Origin of the sequence: Neoaquamicrobium sediminum (assembly GCF_013240295.1) — a bacterium.
Classification (GTDB): domain Bacteria; phylum Pseudomonadota; class Alphaproteobacteria; order Rhizobiales; family Rhizobiaceae; genus Aerobium; species Aerobium sediminum.
This window is the reverse complement of record NZ_JABETK010000003.1, coordinates 335,474-355,836: the sequence shown is the minus strand read 5'-3', so window position 1 is coordinate 355,836 and position 20,363 is coordinate 335,474. Positions and strand designations below refer to the sequence as shown.

At 61.3% G+C, this 20,363-nt stretch carries 18 protein-coding genes and 3 pseudogenes; 11 read left to right on the top strand and 10 right to left on the bottom strand.

Annotation, left to right across the window (positions count from 1 at the left end; genetic code table 11):
* Window positions 1-12 precede the first annotated feature (12 nt).
* Genes HK436_RS24375 through HK436_RS24355 form a run of 5 tightly spaced genes read left to right on the top strand, consistent with a single transcriptional unit; the run spans window position 13 to window position 5,731 of the window.
* Window positions 13-708, top strand: coding sequence for a VirB8 family type IV secretion system protein (locus HK436_RS24375; protein ID WP_173194230.1), 696 nt, complete (start codon window positions 13-15; stop codon window positions 706-708).
* Window positions 705-1,517, top strand: a complete 813-nt coding sequence (gene virB9, locus HK436_RS24370) for a P-type conjugative transfer protein VirB9 (protein ID WP_173194228.1) — start codon at window positions 705-707, stop codon at window positions 1,515-1,517. The genes HK436_RS24375 and virB9 overlap by 4 nt, the downstream gene beginning before the upstream one ends.
* Window positions 1,514-2,737 carry a type IV secretion system protein VirB10 gene (gene virB10, locus HK436_RS24365; protein WP_173194226.1) on the top strand — a complete coding sequence of 408 codons (1,224 nt, stop codon included), beginning with the start codon at window positions 1,514-1,516 and terminating at the stop codon, window positions 2,735-2,737. The genes virB9 and virB10 overlap by 4 nt, the downstream gene beginning before the upstream one ends.
* On the top strand, window positions 2,718-3,749 hold the full coding sequence (gene virB11, locus HK436_RS24360; RefSeq protein ID WP_173194224.1) for a P-type DNA transfer ATPase VirB11: 1,032 nt from the start codon (window positions 2,718-2,720) through the stop codon (window positions 3,747-3,749). Before virB10 ends, virB11 begins: the two co-directional genes overlap by 20 nt.
* 35 nt (window positions 3,750-3,784) lie before the next feature.
* On the top strand, window positions 3,785-5,731 hold the full coding sequence (locus HK436_RS24355; protein ID WP_194248654.1) for a type IV secretory system conjugative DNA transfer family protein: 1,947 nt from the start codon (window positions 3,785-3,787) through the stop codon (window positions 5,729-5,731).
* 353 nt (window positions 5,732-6,084) lie between these two features.
* Here the strand turns inward: HK436_RS24355 and HK436_RS24350 are convergent, their stop codons facing one another.
* Together HK436_RS24350 and HK436_RS24345 are read right to left on the bottom strand one after the other, a co-directional pair.
* On the bottom strand, window positions 6,085-8,505 hold the full coding sequence (locus tag HK436_RS24350; protein WP_173194220.1) for a relaxase/mobilization nuclease domain-containing protein: 2,421 nt from the start codon (window positions 8,503-8,505) through the stop codon (window positions 6,085-6,087).
* Complete coding sequence (locus HK436_RS24345) at window positions 8,505-8,858, bottom strand: plasmid mobilization protein (protein WP_312860721.1); 354 nt, start codon at window positions 8,856-8,858, stop codon at window positions 8,505-8,507. The genes HK436_RS24350 and HK436_RS24345 overlap by 1 nt, the downstream gene beginning before the upstream one ends.
* A 313-nt stretch (window positions 8,859-9,171) precedes the next feature.
* Between HK436_RS24345 and HK436_RS24340 the strand changes: the two genes are divergently transcribed.
* From HK436_RS24340 to HK436_RS24325, 4 genes and pseudogenes are all read left to right on the top strand, one after another.
* A complete protein-coding gene (locus HK436_RS24340; RefSeq protein WP_173194216.1) occupies window positions 9,172-9,873 on the top strand; it encodes a ParA family protein in 702 nt (233 codons plus the stop codon).
* Entirely contained in the window at window positions 9,870-10,223 is a 354-nt protein-coding gene (locus HK436_RS24335; protein WP_173194214.1) for a hypothetical protein, read from the top strand. The genes HK436_RS24340 and HK436_RS24335 overlap by 4 nt, the downstream gene beginning before the upstream one ends.
* 177 nt (window positions 10,224-10,400) lie before the next feature.
* Complete coding sequence (locus HK436_RS24330; RefSeq protein ID WP_173194212.1) at window positions 10,401-10,904, top strand: helix-turn-helix transcriptional regulator; 504 nt, start codon at window positions 10,401-10,403, stop codon at window positions 10,902-10,904.
* 236 nt (window positions 10,905-11,140) lie between these two features.
* Window positions 11,141-11,390, top strand: a pseudogene (locus tag HK436_RS24325) (WGR domain-containing protein); the annotation flags it as partial.
* Between the two features lie 49 nt (window positions 11,391-11,439).
* On the opposite strand, the gene HK436_RS24320 reads toward HK436_RS24325, so the two are convergent.
* The 7 genes and pseudogenes from HK436_RS24320 to HK436_RS24290 all read right to left on the bottom strand — a co-directional run bounded on the left by HK436_RS24320 (window position 11,440) and on the right by HK436_RS24290 (window position 18,262).
* Window positions 11,440-11,751, bottom strand: a complete 312-nt coding sequence (locus HK436_RS24320) for a DUF736 domain-containing protein (RefSeq protein WP_173194210.1) — start codon at window positions 11,749-11,751, stop codon at window positions 11,440-11,442.
* A gap of 748 nt (window positions 11,752-12,499) precedes the next feature.
* Window positions 12,500-13,434: pseudogene (locus HK436_RS24315) on the bottom strand (ArdC family protein).
* A 270-nt stretch (window positions 13,435-13,704) separates the two neighbouring features.
* Complete coding sequence (locus HK436_RS24310) at window positions 13,705-13,890, bottom strand: hypothetical protein (protein ID WP_173194208.1); 186 nt, start codon at window positions 13,888-13,890, stop codon at window positions 13,705-13,707.
* A 513-nt stretch (window positions 13,891-14,403) separates the two neighbouring features.
* Complete coding sequence (locus HK436_RS24305; RefSeq protein ID WP_173194206.1) at window positions 14,404-14,658, bottom strand: type II toxin-antitoxin system prevent-host-death family antitoxin; 255 nt, start codon at window positions 14,656-14,658, stop codon at window positions 14,404-14,406.
* Between the two features lie 105 nt (window positions 14,659-14,763).
* Window positions 14,764-15,351: a hypothetical protein gene (locus tag HK436_RS24300; RefSeq protein ID WP_173194204.1), complete on the bottom strand. Its 588-nt coding sequence runs from the start codon at window positions 15,349-15,351 to the stop codon at window positions 14,764-14,766.
* Window positions 15,352-16,051: 700 nt separating this feature from the next.
* Window positions 16,052-16,511: pseudogene (locus tag HK436_RS24295) on the bottom strand (UCP036055 family protein).
* 86 nt (window positions 16,512-16,597) lie between these two features.
* Complete coding sequence (locus tag HK436_RS24290) at window positions 16,598-18,262, bottom strand: ParB/RepB/Spo0J family partition protein (RefSeq protein ID WP_173194202.1); 1,665 nt, start codon at window positions 18,260-18,262, stop codon at window positions 16,598-16,600.
* 403 nt (window positions 18,263-18,665) lie between these two features.
* On the opposite strand from HK436_RS24290, the gene HK436_RS24285 reads away from it, so the two are divergent.
* Both HK436_RS24285 and HK436_RS24280 read left to right on the top strand, forming a co-directional pair.
* A complete protein-coding gene (locus HK436_RS24285) occupies window positions 18,666-19,016 on the top strand; it encodes an antitoxin Xre/MbcA/ParS toxin-binding domain-containing protein (RefSeq protein ID WP_173194200.1) in 351 nt (116 codons plus the stop codon).
* 2 nt (window positions 19,017-19,018) lie between these two features.
* Entirely contained in the window at window positions 19,019-19,519 is a 501-nt protein-coding gene (locus HK436_RS24280) for an RES family NAD+ phosphorylase (RefSeq protein ID WP_312860720.1), read from the top strand.
* 13 nt (window positions 19,520-19,532) lie between these two features.
* On the opposite strand, the gene HK436_RS24275 is transcribed toward HK436_RS24280, so the two are convergent.
* Entirely contained in the window at window positions 19,533-20,129 is a 597-nt protein-coding gene (locus HK436_RS24275; RefSeq protein WP_173194198.1) for a LysR substrate-binding domain-containing protein, read from the bottom strand.
* Between the last annotated feature and the right edge of the window lie 234 nt (window positions 20,130-20,363).

Genomic DNA, 20,363 nt, shown 5'->3' with positions numbered 1-20,363 from the left:
GATTGAACAGGTATGGCTGAAAAGTCCGAGACCGCGCTGCGCTCCTATTTCCAACAGGGAGACGTCTGGGAGCAGGAGATCTTCAAGCGCGCAAAACGTTCGGCGCGCGTTGCGTGGTTCTTCTCGATCGTCTTTGCCGTAATTGCCTTGCTCAGCCTTGTTGCGGTCGTGCTGATGCTGCCCTTGAAGGACTTCGAGCCCTACATCGTCACGGTCGACCAAGCTACGGGCTATATCGAGGTCAAGTCAGGACTGACGCGGCCCGCCAATTTGACCGAACAGCAGGCTGTTACACAGGCCAATGTCGTGCGGTACATCCGAGCGCGGGAAGGCTACGACCCGTACGCCATCAAGGAGAATTTCGGGATCGCGGCGCTGCTCTCCACAGACGAGGCGGCACGTGAGTTGCAGGCGCTCTACAGCGCAGCAAACGCCAAAAACCCTGCCAAGGTCTATGGACGGCTGAAGCGGGTGCTGGTCGATATAAAGTCGGTGACCTTCCCGAACGCCAGCACGGCGATCGTCAGATTCTCGACCAACGAACGCAGCGACACGGAATCGATCGTCCGCCATTGGATTGCGGTCGTCCGCTTCCGCTACACCGATACGCCAATGCGCAACGAGTGGCGCTTCGAAAATCCGCTCGGCTTCCAGGTCTACGCCTACCGCCGCGAGCAGGAGACAGTGACCTCAGAGGATGCCCGATGAGGCGCCGTTTGTTCGCAACCGCGCTCGCGCTGATGAGCCTGTGCCTTCCCGCATCGGGCGCACAGATGCCCAAGGGTGGCAAGCTCGACGCCCGCGTGACCAGCGTCACCTATCAGGAAAACAACGTCGTTCAGGTGCACGCCACCTACGGCATCTCGACCATGATCATCTTCGACGAGGACGAAGAATTCGAAACGATATCGCTCGGCGACACGGAAAGCTGGCAGGTTGTGCCTGCAGAGGCGGGCAACATTCTCTTCGTCAAGCCGATTGCCAAGGATGTTGCTACCAACATGAATGTCGTGACCGACAAGCGTATTTATTACCTTGAGCTGCATGACTTCGCGCCGGACGCCGACCGTAAGGTTTTCGGAATCCGCTTTCACTATCCTGAGAAGGAACTGAACACCGCGCTGCGGCGGGAGGCCGAGCAGCGCGCCGCATGGCCCAACATCTCCGGCATCGACAAGGCCAAGGTCAACATCGACTACTCGTTTTCCGGCGACGCGCGGCTGAAGCCGCTGATGGTCTTCGACGACGGCAAAAAGACCTTCTTCAAGTTCGGCGCAAGAGTGCCTGCGATCTTTGCGGTGACCTCCGATTTTTCCGAAACCCTGCGGAATTTTCGACGGGAAGGGGACTACATCGTCATCGATGGCACGGCCACGCAATTCACCCTGCGCGACGGCGACCAGTGGATCTGCATCTTCAACCTCAGGGTGGCGGATTTTGGTGCGCCCGACCCTGCCATCCTGGGACCGGTCGAGGATAACACGGCGACACGACGGCTCAGGAGCGGCAACCGATGAAGCGCTCACCCGAACTCGAAGCGTTGGCCGGCAATGATGATCCCGTCGTCGCGGACAGTTCCGTGCGCGGCAAGCACCTGGCGGGCGGTGCAATCGTGATCCTCATCGGACTGGCGGCGGCCTATCTTGTTCTCGCCAGTGAGCGGACACCGGTGCGCGATATGCTGGAAGGGGACGAGGAGTTCAAGACGACGACATTCCGGCCCCCGTCCTTCGTCCGCGAGGGCGATGACGCGCCTGACCCGGAACTTGCGGCGCCGGAGATTGTCCGGATTCCACCACCTCCGCCGTCGCCTTCGACGGAAGACGTCGACACGACGCGGTTTGAAGTTCCTCCGCCGCCTGCGCCCGATGCGTTGCCTACGCCCCCTGAAACGGCAGAAGTGGCTGCGGAAGAGCTTCCTTCACGCTTTCAGTCGGACCTGGTGGTGATTGATCGTTCCGCCTCTAGTGGCGGCGGGACTTTCACAGCTGGAGAAGGGGAGGGGCTCACTGTCGCAGGCGAGGATCGCAGCAGCAAGTTCCTTTCTGCCGCCGTCGGACTTGGCGACCGCGGCGCCAAGGCGAGGAAGATCGAGCGGATCGACGCGCTGGTTCCTGAGGGGACACTGATCCCCGGCATCTTGGAGACAGCGATTATCAGCGACCTGCCAGGGCAGGTAAGAGCGATCGTTTCGCAGGATGTCTATTCCTTTGATGGCCGCAGGGTGCTGATCCCGACCGGCACGCGGCTGATCGGGGAATACCAATCCGAGATCATGCGCGGTCAAACACGAATATTCGTCGTTTGGACGCGCATGCTTCGCAATGACGGCGTCTCGGTCCGCCTGAACTCAATCGGCGCCGACAGCCTGGGGCGGGCCGGTTTGCCCGGACGCGTCGACAAGAAATTTCGCGAGCGATTTGGCGCCGCCATCTTGTTGTCCATCGTTGGCGCCGGCGCCAGCTACCTGACGGGCTACGGCAGCGAAGCTGCAGGTGGAGCCGGCGACGACGCGCGGAATGCGGAAGAACGCGCCCGGGAGACACTGGCTCAGACATTCACCGATATGGCCAATGAGGCTTTGACCGATTCACTGCGTATCCCACCGACCATCAGCGTGAACCAGGGAGAACGTATCTTCGTCTTCGTCCGGCAGGATCTCGATTTCTCCGCGCAATACGAAGACCCCGTCACCGAGGCATTGAGAGATATCCGTCGTGAACGTGGCCTTCCCTGAGCTTACCGCGAACAACCGACACTATTTTCTGCATCGAGCGCTGGCTCCGCTGAAGCGATTTCTCGACGATCGCGCCGTCGTCGAAGTTTCGGTCAATCGGCCGGGTCAGGTCTATGTCGAGCGGCTCGGCTCGGCCCACATGGAATTTCATGCGGTTCCCGAGCTCACGACAGCTGAGATCATGAATATCGGAGAGCGTGTCGCGGCCAGCACCAACCAGTTCATCAGTCCCGCAAGCCCGATGCTGAGTGCGGCCCTCCCGACCGGTGAGCGTATCCAGGTCGTTCTGCCTCCCGCAGCGCCCGATGGTGGCACGCTGTCGATCCGCAAGCAGGTCGTTGGCGACTTCACTCTGGAGGACTACCGCGATCAGGGGTCGTTGGATGAGGTGGCGGTCGCGCTGGGTGGCCTAAGCGAGATCGAGCAGGCCTTGATCGACCATCTCTCGGTCAGGAACATCTATGGTTTCATTCGCACCGCAATCGTCAATCGCGTCTCGATCCTGATCAGCGGCGGCACGTCCAGCGGAAAGACGACCTTCTTGAATGCCTGCCTCAAATCCGTGAATAAGCATGAACGCATCATCACGCTGGAGGACACGCGTGAGCTCTTCCCGCCGCAGAAGAACGCCGTCCATCTGCTTGCGTCGCGCGGCGACCAGGGGACAGCCAGCGTGACGATCCAGTCCTTGCTCGAGGCCTCGTTGCGTATGCGGCCCGATCGGCTATTCGTCGGCGAAGTCAGAGGCTCTGAAGCCTTTGCATTTCTGCGAGCGATCAACACTGGCCATCCGGGCTCGATGTCGACGGTTCATGCCGACACGCCGCTCGGCGCCTATGAGCAGCTCGCCATGATGGTGATGCAGTCCGGCCTGTCAGCCGCCTATCCGAAGGCCGATCTGATCTCATACATTCAAAGTGTCATCCCGATCGTCGTTCAGTTGCGCAGGGAAGGGGGCCGACGGGGCGTCTCGGGGATCTTTTTCGCACGCGCAAGAGCGGAAGCGCCGTGACCGGCCCGCTGCGCTTCATCTATCTCGGCTTCTGCATGGCTGTCGCAATCGCAGTCTGGGTGTTGGCCTACGGTCTCGGATTGCTGTTGCTCTACGGCGACGGCCGTGTCTTGCAGACAATCATCACCACCAATCCGCTCGTGCCTTTCCATCAGCTCATCGCGTATAGCGACAGCGGCAGTCTGCGCATAGTTGCCCTCGGCGCGATTGTTCCTGCTGTTCTCGTTGCAAGCATCGTCGCCGTTACCGGTCTGCGCCCGACGTCGAACCCGCTCGGGGATGCACGCTTCCAGACGGCAATGTCCCTGCGGCAGGGCAGGTGGTTCCGCCGAAAAGGCAAGATCCTTGGCCGCTTCGGTCGCAGAATCCTTCGCGTCGATGATGATCGCCACCACTTGATCATCGGGCCAACCCGGTCGGGGAAGGGGGCTTGTTATGTCATTCCTAACGCGCTCTGCCACGAAGGCTCGTTGATCGTCACCGACCTCAAGGGCGAGATTTTCGCGAGCACGGCAGGCTACCGCAAGTCGAGGGGTAACCAGGTATTCCTGTTCGCACCCGGATCTAGGCGGACCCACCGCTACAATCCGCTCGATTTCATCCGTCCTGATCGCGGCGACCGCACCACCGACATCCAGAACATGGCAGCCATTCTCGTCCCGGAAGTGACCGAGTCAGAGAATTCGATCTGGCAGGCGACAGCCCAGCAGGTCATCGCCGGTGTCATCAGCTACATCAGCGAGAGTGTCTGGTACGACGGCCGGCGCAATCTTGGCGAAGTAACAGCCTTCTTCAACAGCGGCGTCGATCTGCAGGCGCTGATGACGCTCATCAAGAAGCGCGAGCCAAACCTGTCCCGCTTTACCGTAGAAAGCTTCAATGCCTACATCGCCCTTTCAGAGCGCGCTGCTGCGTCGGCGCTCCTCGATATCCAAAAGGCGCTGAGACCATTTCGCAATGAGCGCGTGGTCGCCGCAACTTGCGTTACGGATATGGATCTGCGCGCGCTGAAGCATCGACCGATCTCTATTTACCTCGCGCCAAACGTCACCGATATCACGCTTTTGCGGCCTCTGCTCGCTCTCTTCGTACAGCAAACCCTCGACGTGCTCTTGCTAGAGCATCGTCAGCCATCGGTGCCGGTCTTTTTCCTGCTCGACGAGTTTCGTCAGCTCAAGAAGATGTTGGAGATTACGACCAAGCTTCCCTATGTCGCCGGCTACAACATCAAGATGGCCTTCGTAATCCAGGACATAAAAAATCTCGATGAGATCTACGGCGAAACCTCACGACACTCTCTGATAGGCAATTGCGGTTACCAGCTCGTTCTCGGCGCAAATGACCAGGTGACTGCGGAAGCGGTCTCGAAAAGCCTGGGCAAGCGAACCGTGCGCTACAGAACCGAATCCCGCACGATCGAACTGATGGGTCTGCACCGCCGCACCAAAGTCGAGCAACTACGCGAGCGCGATCTCATGATGGCGCAAGAGATCAGGCAGATGCCGGGAGACAAGATGATCATTCTGGCAGAAGGACAGGGGCCGCTCTTTGCGGACAAATTGCGGTTCTTTCGGACCGCGCCCTTCAGGGCCTTGGAACAGTTTTCCCGTGCCAACGTGCCGGTTGTGCCAGCGACAGAGTTCATGCCGACGCTGCCGATGCCCGCGACCACGACCGGATACGGTGGGGAGGAAGTGCATCCCATTGACGGAAAAGCCCGCCGGACGGCGTCCAGCCCGCAAATGCGCAGCGGTGAGGTCCTGAAAGACGGCTCATCAGAGCTTCCGCTACACGTCGGCACCCATCAAGCCGGCGAACACAGAGAGCACCTCAAAGCCATCGAGAGGCGCTTCGTCCCGGCAGCACGCAGGTTGAGAACGCTGGTGACGGCACACTCAAAACCATCCAGCGATTGTGGATGGTCGAAGATCTTTGACGAGACCATTCCGGATGAGGTGGCTGACGGGATAGGGACCAGCTGACCCACGTCGTGAACGAGAGCGTACTCGGAATTGAAGCCAGACGCGTTGGTGCCACTTCCCGAGCATGAGCTATAGATTACTCCTCTATGCCTCATAGAATCTCCAGTTGTGAGTTATGCGGCGCGCTCTGGTCGCCTTCTTGGCCAGCGACAACTCGGCATCAGTTACATATCTGCGTCAGTTCCATAATTCAGCTTATGCGACTTTTGCGAGTAGCGTCCGTTTAATGATGCGCCACGTGAGCCAGTTAGACTGGATCATCGGCTTCACCCAGACCAGCTCTTGAAGGCGATCTTCCGAGCCGTACGGCTGGGAAATTCCGCGTGAGGCCGTTCATCCTTCATGCCCGCCTCCTACCGTTCGCGATCGTCGCGATCGCGCTCGTGACGCTGTTCAATCTCGTGTTCGATCTGGCGCAGTCGCGGCACGTGCTGCTGAGGCGGATCGGATCGGACGGGTTCGGCCGCGGACCTGGTGGAGGCCTCTTGCTGTCCGTGTCCGTCGCGCTCTTCAGACGCGCAAAGAACGTCTAAATCCGCCTCACGGACATGATCTGCCTCGGTAGCTCTCGAGGGCGATCCATTTAAATCCTTGCCGTCGCTCGCCACGGACGTCTGACCGGCGAAATGGTGTTCGCGGTCGACATTTCGATTGGCTTCACGCCGCGCAAGTTCAATCGCCTCGATGGCTCGTTGCAGCTCCTGGTCCGACTTGGCGACCTCACGCATATATTGGTTGTCGCCATCGACGGCCATTTCCGCCGCGCGGTTGATTTCACGTGCGAGACCATCCTGGTAGCTGGCGCCATAGGACCGCGGCAGGTCTCCGACATAGATCCTGGACAGTCCTTCCCGATAGCGCTCGACCTCGACCAGGACCTCATTCGCCCTCTCAACCGCGTAGCGGCCATGTCGAGCCACCGCCGCTTCCCAGTCGGTGTCGGATCTATCCGGTGGTTCGTGCCTGTGATCCTGAGGCTGCTCATCCCGATGTCGATCAGATTGCCGTTCGCTGACCTCGAGATATTCGCGCCGGATATCGACCACCTCACGCGCTGCGGCCGCAACCTCATTGAAGTCCGCCTGCTCAGAAGGCTCGAGCGACCGCTCGACCGACGCAAGGACCGCTGCCACCCGCTTTTCGTAGGCTTCGAACTCCGGACGTGTCATCTCGCGCATCTGTCGACCCTCACCGTTTAAGAGCTGATAAATTTCTATCATATCGGCTTTGTTTTTGACAGATTGCACCGCTTCTCTTTCGAAAACATGACCGGTTTGATTGATCTCAGCCATACCTTCCAGGCGTGTCGCGTGCAGTTTTGCAAACGTCCCCTCGGACATGCCCGTCTCGGCATTGGTGAGATCGTTCCATGCCTCCGCTGCCCGAGCCGCGTATTGACGGCTGCGATCGGTGGTGGCGAGGTTGATCTCGTTGGAGCGCTTTGCCTGATAGCGGGCGTGAGCGGCCTCGCTCGTACCCACATATTCGGTTCGGTCGCGGTAGCTGACCGGACGGACCTGATTGCGACTATAGGCCGAAGCGCTGGCGAGTTCCCGCCGATCGGTCAGCTCCATGTCGAGGCCTTGTTCCCGCGCCTTCTCCGCCATTAGGGAGCGCCATTCCCGGAACAGCTTGGGGCTGGTGACAATGCGATCTCCGGTCTCCGATCGCATCGTGATGATGGCATGGGCATGGACGTGAGGGCGCTTGCCACCTTCGGCAAACTCCTTCGGGTCGAGTGCCGGATCGTGAACGGCGAACACATATCGATGCCCCGCGAACTGCTTGCCGAGAAACTCGCGCACGGCGCTTTCGAAGGGAGCCGCATCCGTGCCGGCGCGGGTCGAGACGATCAGGTGCATAACGTCCCTGCCCTTTCGACTGTGCAGTTCCTTGCGCCACTCCTTCTGGACGAGATCGCCAGCCTGCGTTGCATCGTCGATCAGCCGGCCGCTCTCGTCGCGAACCTTCCCGCCGACTGACACGACCAGTTCCCGAACGCGCGCGGTACCCCATTCGACACCGTTGCCGTAACCATGGAAGCGAAACCGTGCGTCGACGACCCGGCCGGCGTTGCTGTCGTGATGGCGCTGCTGCACAATCTCGGCAGCTTTTCGGTCCCCGGTCAAGCGCTCGCCTTTCCCGCTGCGCAAGACGACGACACCGTTCACATGGATCTCACCCGGATTTCGTTCGCGCGCCGAATAGACGAATCGTCGGTCGCCAAACCCCGACAGCAGGATCTCGCGCAACTGATCATTCTGGTCGAAATCCTGCCGCAACGATGCCGCATCGATTGCCACCTGGAACATGGCAAGATCCCGGCTTGCCGCCCGATTGTCGAACAGATGTTCCCATTCGGCCCGCTGCTCGGCGAGCGCACCTTTGCCCACCACACGTTCGCCGCGCTCGTTCTCGACGGCAAGCGCCCCGCCCCGCGACGTGTAGCTCATCATCGCGCCGGCGCGGGCTCCGCCGCCATAGGAGGCAAGCTTGACCACGGCCGGCTGACTGCCGCGCGCCAGGGCCGCAAACCGCGTCCGCATCGAGCGTTCAGTCGAGCCTACGCCCTCGCCCGATGGGCGCGGCTGGCCGCCGCCACGCCGCCGTGCCTTCCCCAAGCCACGTGCGCCCTCGGCCAGCGGCCGCGCTACCCCTCCCCTTTTCGGCTCATCCCAGTCGCCGCTATCGAACCGACCAAGCTGCATCTCATGCACAAGCATGGCGCGGCGGCGCTCCCACTCCGTCTCGAAAGCGCCTGGAAAGAACTCCATCACGCACCTTCCCCACGCCGACGCGCTGCCGCTCGCCGGGTCAATTCCGCGAGCTCGGAAGCGAGCGCTGTCGTCACCCCATGGGCATCCTTGATACTGCCTGTCAGGTCTCCTTCGTCAGGCACTTTGCCAGTGTTGATGGCGCGGCTGATTTGATTGAGGTTCCCGCCGATCGCACGGATGCCGTCGGCGAGTAGGCCGAACACGGCCCGATCTCCTTCTGCGAGGAAGGGCAGCACACCGGCGCCCTCCATGGCAAGAGACCGGACGAAAGCCGAGACAGTCATGTCTGCAGACCTCGCGGCCATCTCGAGGGCGTCGAACTCGGCCCGCGAGAAACGGATGTGAACCACCCGCTCCTTTCTGTTCGACTTTGCGGAGAGGACGCGAGCCATCGCTACGCTTGGCCTTTGATCGTGGTGATCGCGGCCGCAGGCCGCGGATCGAGGGCTTGTCCTCGATCGTCAGGAAAATGTATCACATTTTTCCGTATCCTGCCAACTCATATATAGCATTGATTTTTCGCATTCTGGATCATTAGTCCATTTTTCAATGCAAATATGATTGTGTTTTTGCATCCTTCGCGTATTTCTAGTGCGATGTGAATCCACGAGCACACCGACATGGATTCCTGTGCGAGTAGAAACACATTCCATGGAGCTACCGATGACCGTCGTAATCGCCGCCATCAACGGGAAGGGAGGTGCTGGCAAAACGACTGCGTTGATGAACATCGCCGGTGAGTACGCGCTGCGCGGAGGCCACGTTGCCATGATCGACATGGACGCCCGCAACAACCTGATGCGGTGGTGGACCGACTGTCAGGAGAAGGATGCGCAGCCCGAGGGCATTCACGTCTACAGTCACAAGACGGCACGAGGGTTCGAGCGCTGGATGGACGAACACGGCCCAAAGTTCGATCACGTGCTGATCGACACGCCTGGCGAGGACACATCGATCGTCGACCCGGTGATTGCTTCGTCGGATCTGGTGATCTCGCCAATCCAGCCGTCGAAGCGTGAAGTGCTAGGCGCCATCGATAGTTTTGAAAGCGTTCGGCGTATCAACGACGTTCTCGGCAGCGAATGCCGGCATGGCGTGTTGCGCACGCGGATCACCGTAACCGTTCGCCATACCGAACTCTACCGCAAGATCCGGCCGATCATCGAGGACAAGGTCGGAACCTATTTGTTTCGGACTGAAGTGTTTGAGCGCAACGTCTACAAGGATATTCATAACGGCATCGGCACATTGCAGATGCTGGAGGTGACAGAGGCGATCGCCAAGGCACGGCGGGAGATCCGCGCGCTGGTCGAAGAAGTTGACGCACATCTCGAAGGCGCGTCGAAGTCGGAGCGTGCGGCGTGAGCGGTAAGGAAAATCTGTCGCTCGAGGAATTTGCCATCGCCCCTCGAAAGCCACGCTCAACCCCGACGCTGTCGGCACCGGACCAGGTCGAACGCCCGGTTGCTATGGAAGTGATGTCGGAACGGGCGACGGAAGCAGACGACGTGCAGTCGGAGACGTCGAGTCGGGCGAGCAAGGCGTTACGACAAATGAAACGGGCTCGCATGAAGGGTGCAAGCCACTTCGTGAACGTCAACCTGGATCGGGATACGAAGCGCCGGCTGAAGCTGGCATCCTTCAACCTGGAGACGTCGATGCAGGCCCTCATGGAGAGGGCTATTCAGCAGTATCTGGACGCGAATGGATTTTGAGAGAAAGGTGTGTCGCGCGGGGGCTTCCAGCACGTGTCAAGTTGAAGTCGCATCTGGATTCCTGCTAGGATCACTATGGTTTTGCATCTGATTTTTCCGGGTCTGGGGCAATTTCGGGGAATCTCGCGGCTCTTTTTGGCGGGATTCGGCAGTGAGCGGGTTCGGGCGAGCCAGTCTATGGCGATCAAGGACATAAAGACATACATCGACAAGCGCGGCCTCGTCGAAACAAGCGATTCCGAGGTCGACAAGCCGATCTGGCGCAGACCGGGCTTCAACGGGATTCGCAGCCTGTTGGAAATGGAGGAGGAGCTCAGTCGCTTCCTGCGGGAGCGTCGCGATGGGCTGAATCTCAATCGTGAGCAGGTCGGCATGATGGTCGGTCTGCATCATGAGATCTACGCCCGACATGAGCGGGCTGGCGCCAAGCTTAGGGTGACGCGGCTACTTCACCTCGCCGAACTGCTCAACTTCTCTCCGGTGGAAGCGGTGTATGCGGCGGCACCCCATATGTTCGGCGAGAGCGCTGAAGAGGCCGAGGTCAAGATGAAGCTGATCAGGCGAATGCTCGATCTCCCATCGTCGACCGCGCAACATCTCCTGATGATCATTGAGCAACTGTCGTCTGACAACCGGTCGGAAGACTCGAACCGACCGGCGGACGCAAAGCGTCCAGATTGATCGGACGCAGGAGCCTTGCCGGAGGAACCGACGTGAGGTGCGAGGCGAATCGTCACCTAAGTCTCCGTCGGAAATGAAGGATCAAGGCGGCTTGCATCGCCTCGATCATCCCCCTCATTTGCGGCTGGCTTCCCCCATAGCCACCTCGCGATCCATCAATCTGATGAATCGAAACACACCGTTCGATTCAAACCTGTCATTGGACACGGACTCGACGTCGGGCGATTCTTTCGTGGATGATCGCGCAGCCCTATCGTGTCTATGTAGAACGCCGAGAAGCGGGCCGGAATATGGCTCGCTTCTACGCGCTTTCGATCGAACAGACACTTTTCGGACAGCCCTGTCTTGTGCGCCGTTGGGGCCGCATTGGAACGTCCGGCCGCATGATCCAGCAAAGCTTCGAGCGTGAAGACGAGGCCGCCGTATCTGTTCCTTTCTCTCCTTCGCTCAAAAAGGTCGCGTGGCTATCGACCACCGTCCGCCTTACGGCACGCTGATGCGGCCTCGCCCGGGGGCGAGGCCGCTTTGGGTCGGATCAGTCCCGGTTGGGTCGGGACCAGATTAAGGAGGGTCCTTCAGCTCCCTCCACCTCAACCAGGGTCGCGTAGATCGGACCGGGGAAACTCGGGTCATCCAACTTCACCGAGAGGTAGTCACGACCACTTTGTTCTGAATGTTTCTGCCAAGCCGCCCCGAGCTCCACATTGCCCGAGAAGATTCGGAAGTGCGGGCCGTTCTCGGAAGGGTTCTCGATACGCTCAAAGCGCGCCTTGACGTTAAGAGCGAGGGTCTTGATCTGACCGGTGAAGCCGTTCTTGGTGGAAGTGAAAGTGCCGATATTGGCCATTGTCCTATTCCTTTCCGATGTTTCGGGCCGCGCCCATCGCGGCCTCGATGGTTGTCGAAGAGGCCGGGAACGAACGGCGCGCATCCCCCGGGGTCCACGTTGCGATTGCGCAACGGGGTGGGCTCGCAGGGACCGCAATGAAATGGAGGACGGCGGAACGGGGCTTTCTTGTTTCGCGAGGAGTGGCGGCGCAGCCGGCAGGGGGAAGAAAGGCCCGGTCCGCCGTTGCGGCAAGCCGAGCGAGGCGAAGCCGGTTGCCGGTCAGACATGCCAAATCGAGGACGCGTTGGGCGCGCACCGTGAGAGACGACAGAAAAAGGAATAGGCCAGAACGTGGCAAGCATGCCCACTGCCACCCGTGACCGGCAGACAATCGGTAGACCGTTCTCGGCAGCGTCCAAGGCAGCTTAACAGCTGGACCGGGAACTCCCAGACTCATGGGCGGCCATCTGACTATTTCCAGCCTGAAGACGCGAGACTGGAGCGAACTTGGCACGCATCGGCCGGAATGCGGCGTTTCACTGACAACGGAGCGGCTGTCGCGGCGGTTCTGCGTTGGCACCGCGTCAGGTGGGCAGGCAGGTGCCGCAGATGCCCTGTTGCTCCGGGCCCTCGTCTCGATCAATGGTGACGGGCATTCGCCAGATTCAGGGACGTGGATCAAGCGTCACACTGAACTACAGCGACAAGCGATAGCGCGTGGCAGAGGGCGATTCGCCCCCTGCTCTTGCATTCAGGAAAGGGAGCGTCATGCCCCCTTCCCCTCTTCGAGGGCTTGCACCGGCTGCAGGCTGTGAAGATATGCCACCGCTCGTTGGGCATGAGCGGCTGCCTGAAAGATCGCTCGCTTGTCATCCTTGAGCACCCGCAACCAAGAATGAAGGTAGCTCGCGTGATCCGGCCTCGGCTCGAGCTCCGGCACGATGCCGAGATCGGCGCACAGGAAGCAGCTCCCGAGCTCAGCAATGAGTTCTTCGCGGGCGCGTTCGGTGCGATCCTTATGGTAGCGCGAAAGATCGCGTCCTACGCGGTGTTCTGGCGCCGTCCAGTGGGTTGCCTCGTGGCAAAGGACAGCCACGTAGGATTCCGCGTCCCGGAAGCTCTCGAAAGGTGGCATCTGGATGTGGTCGCTTGCGGGAGCGAAGAAAGCCTTTGAGCCTCCATGACGGATCACCGCGCGGGTGTGTTTGAAGAAACGGTCGGCATGCTCGATCCGCGACACCGGGTCGATAATCTTGTCGGGACGATGGTAATATTGTTCGGGAAGACCGTCGATCTGATCGCAATTGAAAACGGTGTAGGTCTTGAAATACGGGATATCCCGCGCGACCTCGTCGCCGCGTGGGTCAGTCTCGGTCTTGGTGAATCGACTGGCATAGACTACGGTTGTGCCGGTTTCGCCCTCCCGGACCTGGGCGCCGATTTGACCGGCCTGCCGATAGGTCATCAAAGGGGCGCCTCGAAACCACGGCGCAGGCTTTCCGACCAGAGTAGCAGCACGTTGATGCCGGTATAGGCTTCCCCGGTATGCCGGAGCGGTCGCGTGATCCGGCCTTCGAGCCCACCTGCCCTCCAGGGTTTCATCCAGGGGCGGACGCCCTTTTCCAGATCCGCGACGATCGTCTCGGTGATCCGCTCGTAGATGTCGACGCGCGGGCTCTTCTCTTTCCGTTTCCTTTTCATTTTCAGGCCTCCTGATTTCAGGACCGCGCCGATCGCGGTCCGTCACGAGGTCCGACGATGGCGGGGCTGAGGGCAGCCGCTGCACCCGAGCCAGGGCCCCGCGCAACGCAGCGGGGTGGCGAAGGGCCGAAACGCCGAGGAGGACGGCGAAGCCGTTGCAGCGGCGGCCGGCTCCGCCCGGACCTTTCTCGGGACGGATCACGACCGGGGCAGACGCGCAGTGGAAGGCGGCGCAGGGCGCCGCCGCCAGGGGATGAGAGAAGTAGTCGGTCAGTGGACCGAGTGACCGCCGGTGTAGGGGTCGTATTCGAAGAGGACGACGATCTCAGCGTCGTGGACTTCGTCGGCGGGAAGGACGCCGTATTCGTCGTCGGACTTGAAGAGGACGATCGGGGTCATGAGGATGCGGGCGAGGTTCCAGGCGTGTTTCTGGGCCAGGGAAAGATCGTGGTGCATGAAAGTGCTCCATCGTTGGAGCGGGCCAATCCCGCTCTTGATGGCTCCGTCAGTGTGCGGCTTAGCGGACGCGATCACCGCGCAGGCCACAGCCAAGCGGCCGCCGCTTGCGAGCGGACCCTTTACGGGTTGATCGTGGAAGTCCGCGCCGCACCAGGAATGCCATATCTCCAAGAGCGGGAATGGGTTGCGTCCGAGATGAAGTACCGGCCATGTCCGTCTAAGCGGCTGGGTCGAGGCTGGACGTTCAGGGCGTCGCTCCGGACCGGTGCTCACAGGCAAATGACGGTGCGGGAGACGCTAGGCCAATGTGCCGGCACTTGATTTCAGGTGTATTCAGCGCGAGTTGGCCTTCAAGAGGCTTGAAGAGGTAAGTGCAAAAAACAATACGACATCGGGATTGCCGTGCGTCTTAATGACGATGCAGACCGGGCGGGGGGTTTCCGGCCGGATTCCTCACCCTTCTCCGCTCCGCGATGTCAGAGATTGTGGAATCCGGCGTCGTCGCCCTGTTCAAACATCGTTCTTGTCAGGACTGAGAATGGCATTGATGCCGGACATCAGCTCCATTCGGACATCGTTAGGGGCTTCATGCAGGGAATATGACTTCGTCGGGCTCGGCTCGCCGCGCATGCGGTGATAGTCGCGGGCGGAGACAATAACGAGCTTATCCTTGCCATGCTTGGTGAGCACGACCGGTTCGAGCAGCGCAGCCTCGAGGATTTCGCCTGAGGAGCGGTTCATGTCGGAGAACGTGTACTGTTTCATCGCAAGCCTTCATCATTTTACGTAGATTAGGTAATTTACGTTGTGTTCCCAATTCGGGGCTTTGCCGCGACGAACGGAGGCGGAGCCGAAGCTCCGCCGAGCGGCTCAGCCAAGCGCCGCCATCTGCAGTTCGGCCGCCTTACGGTCGACGGACTTGCCGGAGGTTTCGACCTGGCGTTCAAAAGGCTTCCAGGCCTCCCCGACGGTCTCTTCGTAAGCGGTTACCACACCCTCGGCTGCGCAGCGGAGCGCATGGGCCTGAATGCCCATATCGGCGGCGAACTCTCGCTTGCGTTGGGCATTGCTGTCGAACCCGGCAGGACCGTCGAGGTCCTCGTCGCGCCTATCGTTGGCCGATTTCGCGGTCGCGTCTCGAGCTTCAGTGACTGCCCGGGAATAGAATTGGCCGGCGCCGTGGGCGGAACCAACATAGGAGCCGACGATGCGCTGAAGATGGATTTGCATGGCCCGGTCGCCGAGGCCTTCGTTCAGAGATTCGGCCGTGTCGACGATGATCTTGTGGTGGAGATCGCGGATACCTTGGCTATCGATGACCGGCAGACCGAAACTTTCGGAGATGAGCGAGGCCTGGGCGCTGTCGGGGCAGGCGAGCCGGACCATCTCGAGGGAAGCGCCCTTCCGGAGCTGGACGATCTTGCCGGATAGACGGGAGGTACGAGCGTTACTGGTCATGTTAGGTCCTTTCCTCTCGATTTGACCGAAGGCTTAAGCCGGCCCCTGCCGGCCCTCCCTTCGGGCGCGGGCAAAAGAACCGACGGAAAGACGGGGGCTTCAGGGTCCGTACGGACCGGGACGAGCGAAGCTGTTCTGCGAGCCAGCAGGGCTTATCAAGCCCTCGCGCAGCCCCCGCGGGGCCGGTTTGGTGAGGATGGTGCGTGCGGCCGCGCGCGGCGCGTCAGCGGCCTTGAAGGCTCCGGCCGCCGGTTTACGACCGCGACCAAAACCGAAGGGAGGCCGTCAGGGGTGGCATTTCATCGGCGGCCAATGTGAAGGAAACGATCGGGGCCTCTCGCACACGCTCCTGCCGTCACACTGCGGCATGCACATCCGCTTTGGCGGTCGTCCCGTTGGAAATGGCCTTTGCCCTGACGACGAGAATTGACTGCTCCTGTCGTGAGAGCTTTCGGTTGAGGGCCTCGATTTCTCCCCGCCCGCTGGAATCTCAACTGGTCGACGCAGGCCCTGAACATGGCTTCATCCGACCGTGTCCATCGCTATCACCCGCGGGGATGTCTTCGGGCCATCGCCTTGTCTGTCGTTGTCATGCGTCCCGCCCTCGCCGATATTGGGCGTTCGATCCGATCAAGATGCGCGCTCGGCTGGCGGTGCGCTGCGTTCATCCAAGAGACCAGGTCTGTTTCCCTTGGGACCCTCACGCTCCCCTCACCGCATCGGTGCCCAGCGCCGTGACTTCCTGGAGCTCGGCTTCGGGATAGCCGTGCCGGGTGAGCCAGTCTTCGGCAGCGATGCGGTTTGCGGCGAGGTGGACCAGTTCCCCAAGGTCACCCGGCCGGCTCATGACGACGACCGACCCGGGTACCGGCTGCTCGCGCACGGTAAAGTCCCGGTGAGTTCACATCGAAAGTCTTGTGGACCCGCATGACGATTGTGCCGTTGGACCCCTAATCGCCCTCATGCAGGGTGAAGGATGCCGGAATCGTGTGGGCACCACGTTCGACGGCGGCACGCTTGCAAATCAGCCGGCCGGCCCCGTTGCGGTTTTTCCAGTCGGCGAGCTTTCTGCGATGGCGCTCCGGCGGCCGCGGCGTGCCGTCGGAATAGGCGATGATCGCGCCGATCGGCGCATGGTCGAAGATGAGCTTGGCGGACATGGTGTCCTCCTCCTTTATTGAGTGAAAACGAAAACGCCGCCGGACGATGCCGGCGGCGTGATGTGCATTCGGAAGGTAAAAGACCGCTATTCGGCGGCGTCACGGAAACCTTCGGAGACGGCATCGTGGTCGATGTCGCCCTCCTCCGGCTCCTCGACGGAGCCGGCGCAATCCCCGGCACATTCGTCCTCGGTGAACTCGTTGTGGGCCTTCCAGTCGGCCAGTTCGTTGGCGTCCGGCGCGAACAGCGCCGACCCGTGCACGAAGCGTTTCTCCTGGAAATGCTCGACAAGTGCTGCGCGGGTGTCGCGAACCTTGTTGCGCGGCAGAACCGAGGTTTCTGCGCATGCCGCCTCGAGCGCCTGCCGGGACAGGCACAGAAGGAAGTCCTCCGTTCCCATATTGGGCAGAAAGCTGTCGGCCCCGACGACGGCGCCGGCGATCCGTGAGACGATGCCGCTGTTCGACATGTTGCGGCGGCACGACAGCACCTCGATCAGGACCGAGCGCACGGCGGCCCTGAGTGTTTCCGTGTCGAATGCGAGATTGCCGGTCTCATCGACCAGGGTGGCGGCATGGGGTGCGATCTGGCTCCGAAACGAACCCGAATTGCCTGATCCGGTGTCGACGCGGACGTTCTGACCGGCGAAGGCGATGACGAGCAGCGCCATCAACGTGTCGTCCTCGATCGGCGCGTGGGAAAGCGCGTCATGCAGCGCGTCGGTGCGGAAATCGCCGATCATGTCCTGGCCCTTCTGGGTGACGTCTGGGCGCTGCGCCGGCGCGACGACACCACCCTCGCCACCCTTGCCTCTCGCCGGCTTCGGTTCGGGCATCCGGTAGACGACCGACTGCACCTTGCCCTCACGGTCGAGATACATCGCCGTATGGTCGGACTTCTTCGGCTTGCCGTAGACGCGCTCGGCCTTTTTCGGCAATTCCGGCTGCCCCCAGTTGTTGGACTCGGTGATCAGGCCGTTCTTCGGAAGATTGTTGGTCATCCACTCCTGCTGGGCGCCAAGGAAAGCCTCGACATCGGTCGTATAGCGGCTGTCCTCATCCGCTGGCGCAAAGAGATCTTCGACCCAGGCGATCCCGTAGGCTTGCGCCAGCTCGTCGTCGAAGCTGGCGTCGCGAGCATACATGCGGGTTTTTGAGAGGCCATTGGCGACCGACCACCACGAGGTGGTTTCGTTCTTCTTTGGCTTGTGGGCTTTCCAGACCTCCTTCTGTTCGGCGATCGAGGCGGCGGCGATGGTCCTGAGCTGTCGCTCGTCCGGCATGTCGCCCTTGGCCATCTGGTCCAGCATGGCGGCAAGCACATTGGCGAGAAGCCGGAGCTTTTTGATCTGGCGGACCGACAGGGACAGCGCTGCGGCGATACCTTCCTCGGTCCAGCCGAGCGCTACCAGCCGCTCGATGGCCCGCCACTGATCGACCGGGTTGAGTGGTTCGCGGGCGATGTTCTCGACCATGGAGCGCATCGCGCCGCCATCGTCGGCCGCGTCTGTCACGATGACCTCAATTTCCTCGAGCTCTGCAGCGATCGCACCCCTGGTCCGGCGATGACCGGCCTGGATGATGAAGCCGTTGCCGCCATCGCCTTCGGGGGACACGACGGGTGGCTGGATGATGCCGACGGCCTTGATTGTCGCGGCCAGCAGCGCATCGCTCTGCGGTGTGGATTTGGACTTGCGGGCATCGTCAGGGTTGTCCTTCAGCGCGCGCGGATCGATCTTGATGATATGCATGGGAAGCTCCTGTTCACGATTGTGGGCCCGGCATGCCCCCGGCTCCCTTTCTCGTCTTCTTCTCGAAGACATCCCTTGCACCGCGGAGAGGGCGAGCCGGTGCAACTGCGGCCGAGCATCCCTGCCCGGCCGGACAAGCGGGGCTGCAAAGCCCTGCGAAGAACGACGGGCCGTGATGGCGCAGGCGGCGGTTGAGCGAATGCGCCACCGGTTAGGCCGCTCTGCGAGCGGTCTTGCCTTCCATCACCTTCTCAAATTTTCCTCTGGAGTAGTCACGCCGCCTCGTGACGGTCACGCCCGGACGTCAGCCTTGTCTCGCTGGGTGCATCGGATGTCCCTTGAATGCCGCTAGTATTGACGCTATATTGCGTCATAATATCCGGCAATAAATGGAAGTAGCATCATGGGCCTCGCGGCATATTCGGATCAGGGCCTGTTCCAGCCGAGCAAGATCGCCAAGGCTTTTCGCACGACGAGCGACGAAATCGCCCGGACCGTGGGACTGGGCAAGGATGCCGTTCAGCGAAAGGACCGGGTGCGTTCCGACAAGACGCAGCGCCGCCTGCGCGAGATGGTGGAGATCATCAACAAAGTCGAGCCGCGCTTCGGTTCTGCGCTGATGGCCTATGCCTGGTATCGCTCAGAACCCTTGCCGGGATTTTCCGGGCAGACGGCCATGCAACTGGTGCGTGACGGGCGGGCCGGAGAGGTGATCGATTTCATCGACGCGGTCGATGCCGGCGTTTACGCCTGATCGTGGCCTCGACCTATTCGGGCAAACTCTACCGGGCGCTCAATCCGGTCTTTGCGCGCGAGCCGATGTCCGGACGCGGGGCGGAGCTTTATGGCGGCCGCTTCAATCCAAAGGGCGTGCCGGCGCTCTATCTGTCGACATCGGTGCTGACCGCCCTGAGGGAGGCCAATCAGGTCGGAGATTTGCAGCCCACCACCCTCGTTTGCTACCGTGCCAAAATCGAGACGGTCTTCGACGCATCCGACATCGCGGCCCTTGAGACTGCAGGTTTCGAAGAGACCGCTCTGGCCGATCCGGCCTGGCGCGACCAGATGCGAACAACGGGAGAGGCGCGCACGCAGCGCTTCGCTCGCGAGCTGATCGCAAAGGGCTTTAGCGGGCTTCGGGTGCGCAGCTTCGCTAAGGGAAGCGGGCCGGATGACATGAACCTGGTGCTCTGGCGCTGGGGCACGACGGCTCCGTCGCGGCTCGAACTGATCGACGACGAGGACCGGTTGTCGTAATGCGCGTAGCGCTTTATGCCGCCGCCAAGGCCTTCTTCCCCTCTTCCAGGACTTCGTTCGCCAGATCGGCTTCGATCGTTTCAAGCTGCCGGCGCTTCTCCGAGAGCTCCTCCTCGAAACCGAACTCGCCGCACCGCCGGGACTGATAGGAGGCAAGCCGGAACCGGTAGTGAGACCGCTCGTCCTCGAAGCCGGCCAGCACATGTTCGATGCGCGAGATCGCGCCGAGCGCCGTGACGGTCAGCGCCAGATCGATGTCAGTCTCCGCCCCGGTACGTGCGAGTGCGCCGCCATATTGGAATTCTTCGCTTCCGAAGCGCTTGCCCGAAAAGACGAGATCGAAGCCGCCGATCGCGGCAATGGGTTTCTCGTCCTCCTGCCGCAGATGCAAGAGCGTCATGACGTTCTCGCCGATGAGGTCGCGCGCCGTCACGCGCTCCTGCGCGGTGAGCCGGTGATCCTTCGGCAGAAGGCAGACAAGGATGCTGGTGGCCAGCGTCGTCGACGTCACGTCCCCGGCCTCAAGCGGCGAATGCACCAGTCCGAAATCGTAGAGGCTCTGGGCGACGAGCGTGTGGATCTCCTGTCCGTCGACGACGTCGACCTGCACCTAGAGGTCCGGCTGCGTCTTCCGGTAGACGTCCACCGCCAGCGGTACCAAGGCCGCCGTCGAAGGTCGCGAGCGTGGCGATGCGCAGCGATGGCCAACGCACCGGCGACGTTTTGAGGCCGAAGCTCTCGATCAGCACGAGCTGCTGGAAGAGGCGCTGCACGTGGTAGTAGAGCAGTTCCGCCTCGGGCGTCGGCCGCAGTTTGCCGCCGGACCTGCTGTACAGCGAGACGC

Bases quoted from the DNA above. Each gene is read 5' to 3' on its own strand.
- HK436_RS24375 (WP_173194230.1), top strand. From the start codon at position 13: ATGGCTGAAAAGTCCGAGACCGCGCTGCGCTCCTATTTCCAACAGGGA.
- virB9 (WP_173194228.1), top strand. From the start codon at position 705: ATGAGGCGCCGTTTGTTCGCAACCGCGCTCGCGCTGATGAGCCTGTGC.
- virB10 (WP_173194226.1), top strand. From the start codon at position 1,514: ATGAAGCGCTCACCCGAACTCGAAGCGTTGGCCGGCAATGATGATCCC.
- HK436_RS24290 (WP_173194202.1), bottom strand. From the start codon at position 18,262: ATGCATATCATCAAGATCGATCCGCGCGCGCTGAAGGACAACCCTGAC.
- HK436_RS24330 (WP_173194212.1), top strand. From the start codon at position 10,401: ATGGCGATCAAGGACATAAAGACATACATCGACAAGCGCGGCCTCGTC.
- HK436_RS24285 (WP_173194200.1), top strand. From the start codon at position 18,666: ATGGGCCTCGCGGCATATTCGGATCAGGGCCTGTTCCAGCCGAGCAAG.
- HK436_RS24320 (WP_173194210.1), bottom strand. From the start codon at position 11,751: ATGGCCAATATCGGCACTTTCACTTCCACCAAGAACGGCTTCACCGGT.
- HK436_RS24310 (WP_173194208.1), bottom strand. From the start codon at position 13,890: ATGCACCACGATCTTTCCCTGGCCCAGAAACACGCCTGGAACCTCGCC.
- HK436_RS24355 (WP_194248654.1), top strand. From the start codon at position 3,785: ATGGCTGTCGCAATCGCAGTCTGGGTGTTGGCCTACGGTCTCGGATTG.
- HK436_RS24305 (WP_173194206.1), bottom strand. From the start codon at position 14,658: ATGAAACAGTACACGTTCTCCGACATGAACCGCTCCTCAGGCGAAATC.
- HK436_RS24350 (WP_173194220.1), bottom strand. From the start codon at position 8,505: ATGGAGTTCTTTCCAGGCGCTTTCGAGACGGAGTGGGAGCGCCGCCGC.
- HK436_RS24340 (WP_173194216.1), top strand. From the start codon at position 9,172: ATGACCGTCGTAATCGCCGCCATCAACGGGAAGGGAGGTGCTGGCAAA.
- HK436_RS24300 (WP_173194204.1), bottom strand. From the start codon at position 15,351: ATGACCAGTAACGCTCGTACCTCCCGTCTATCCGGCAAGATCGTCCAG.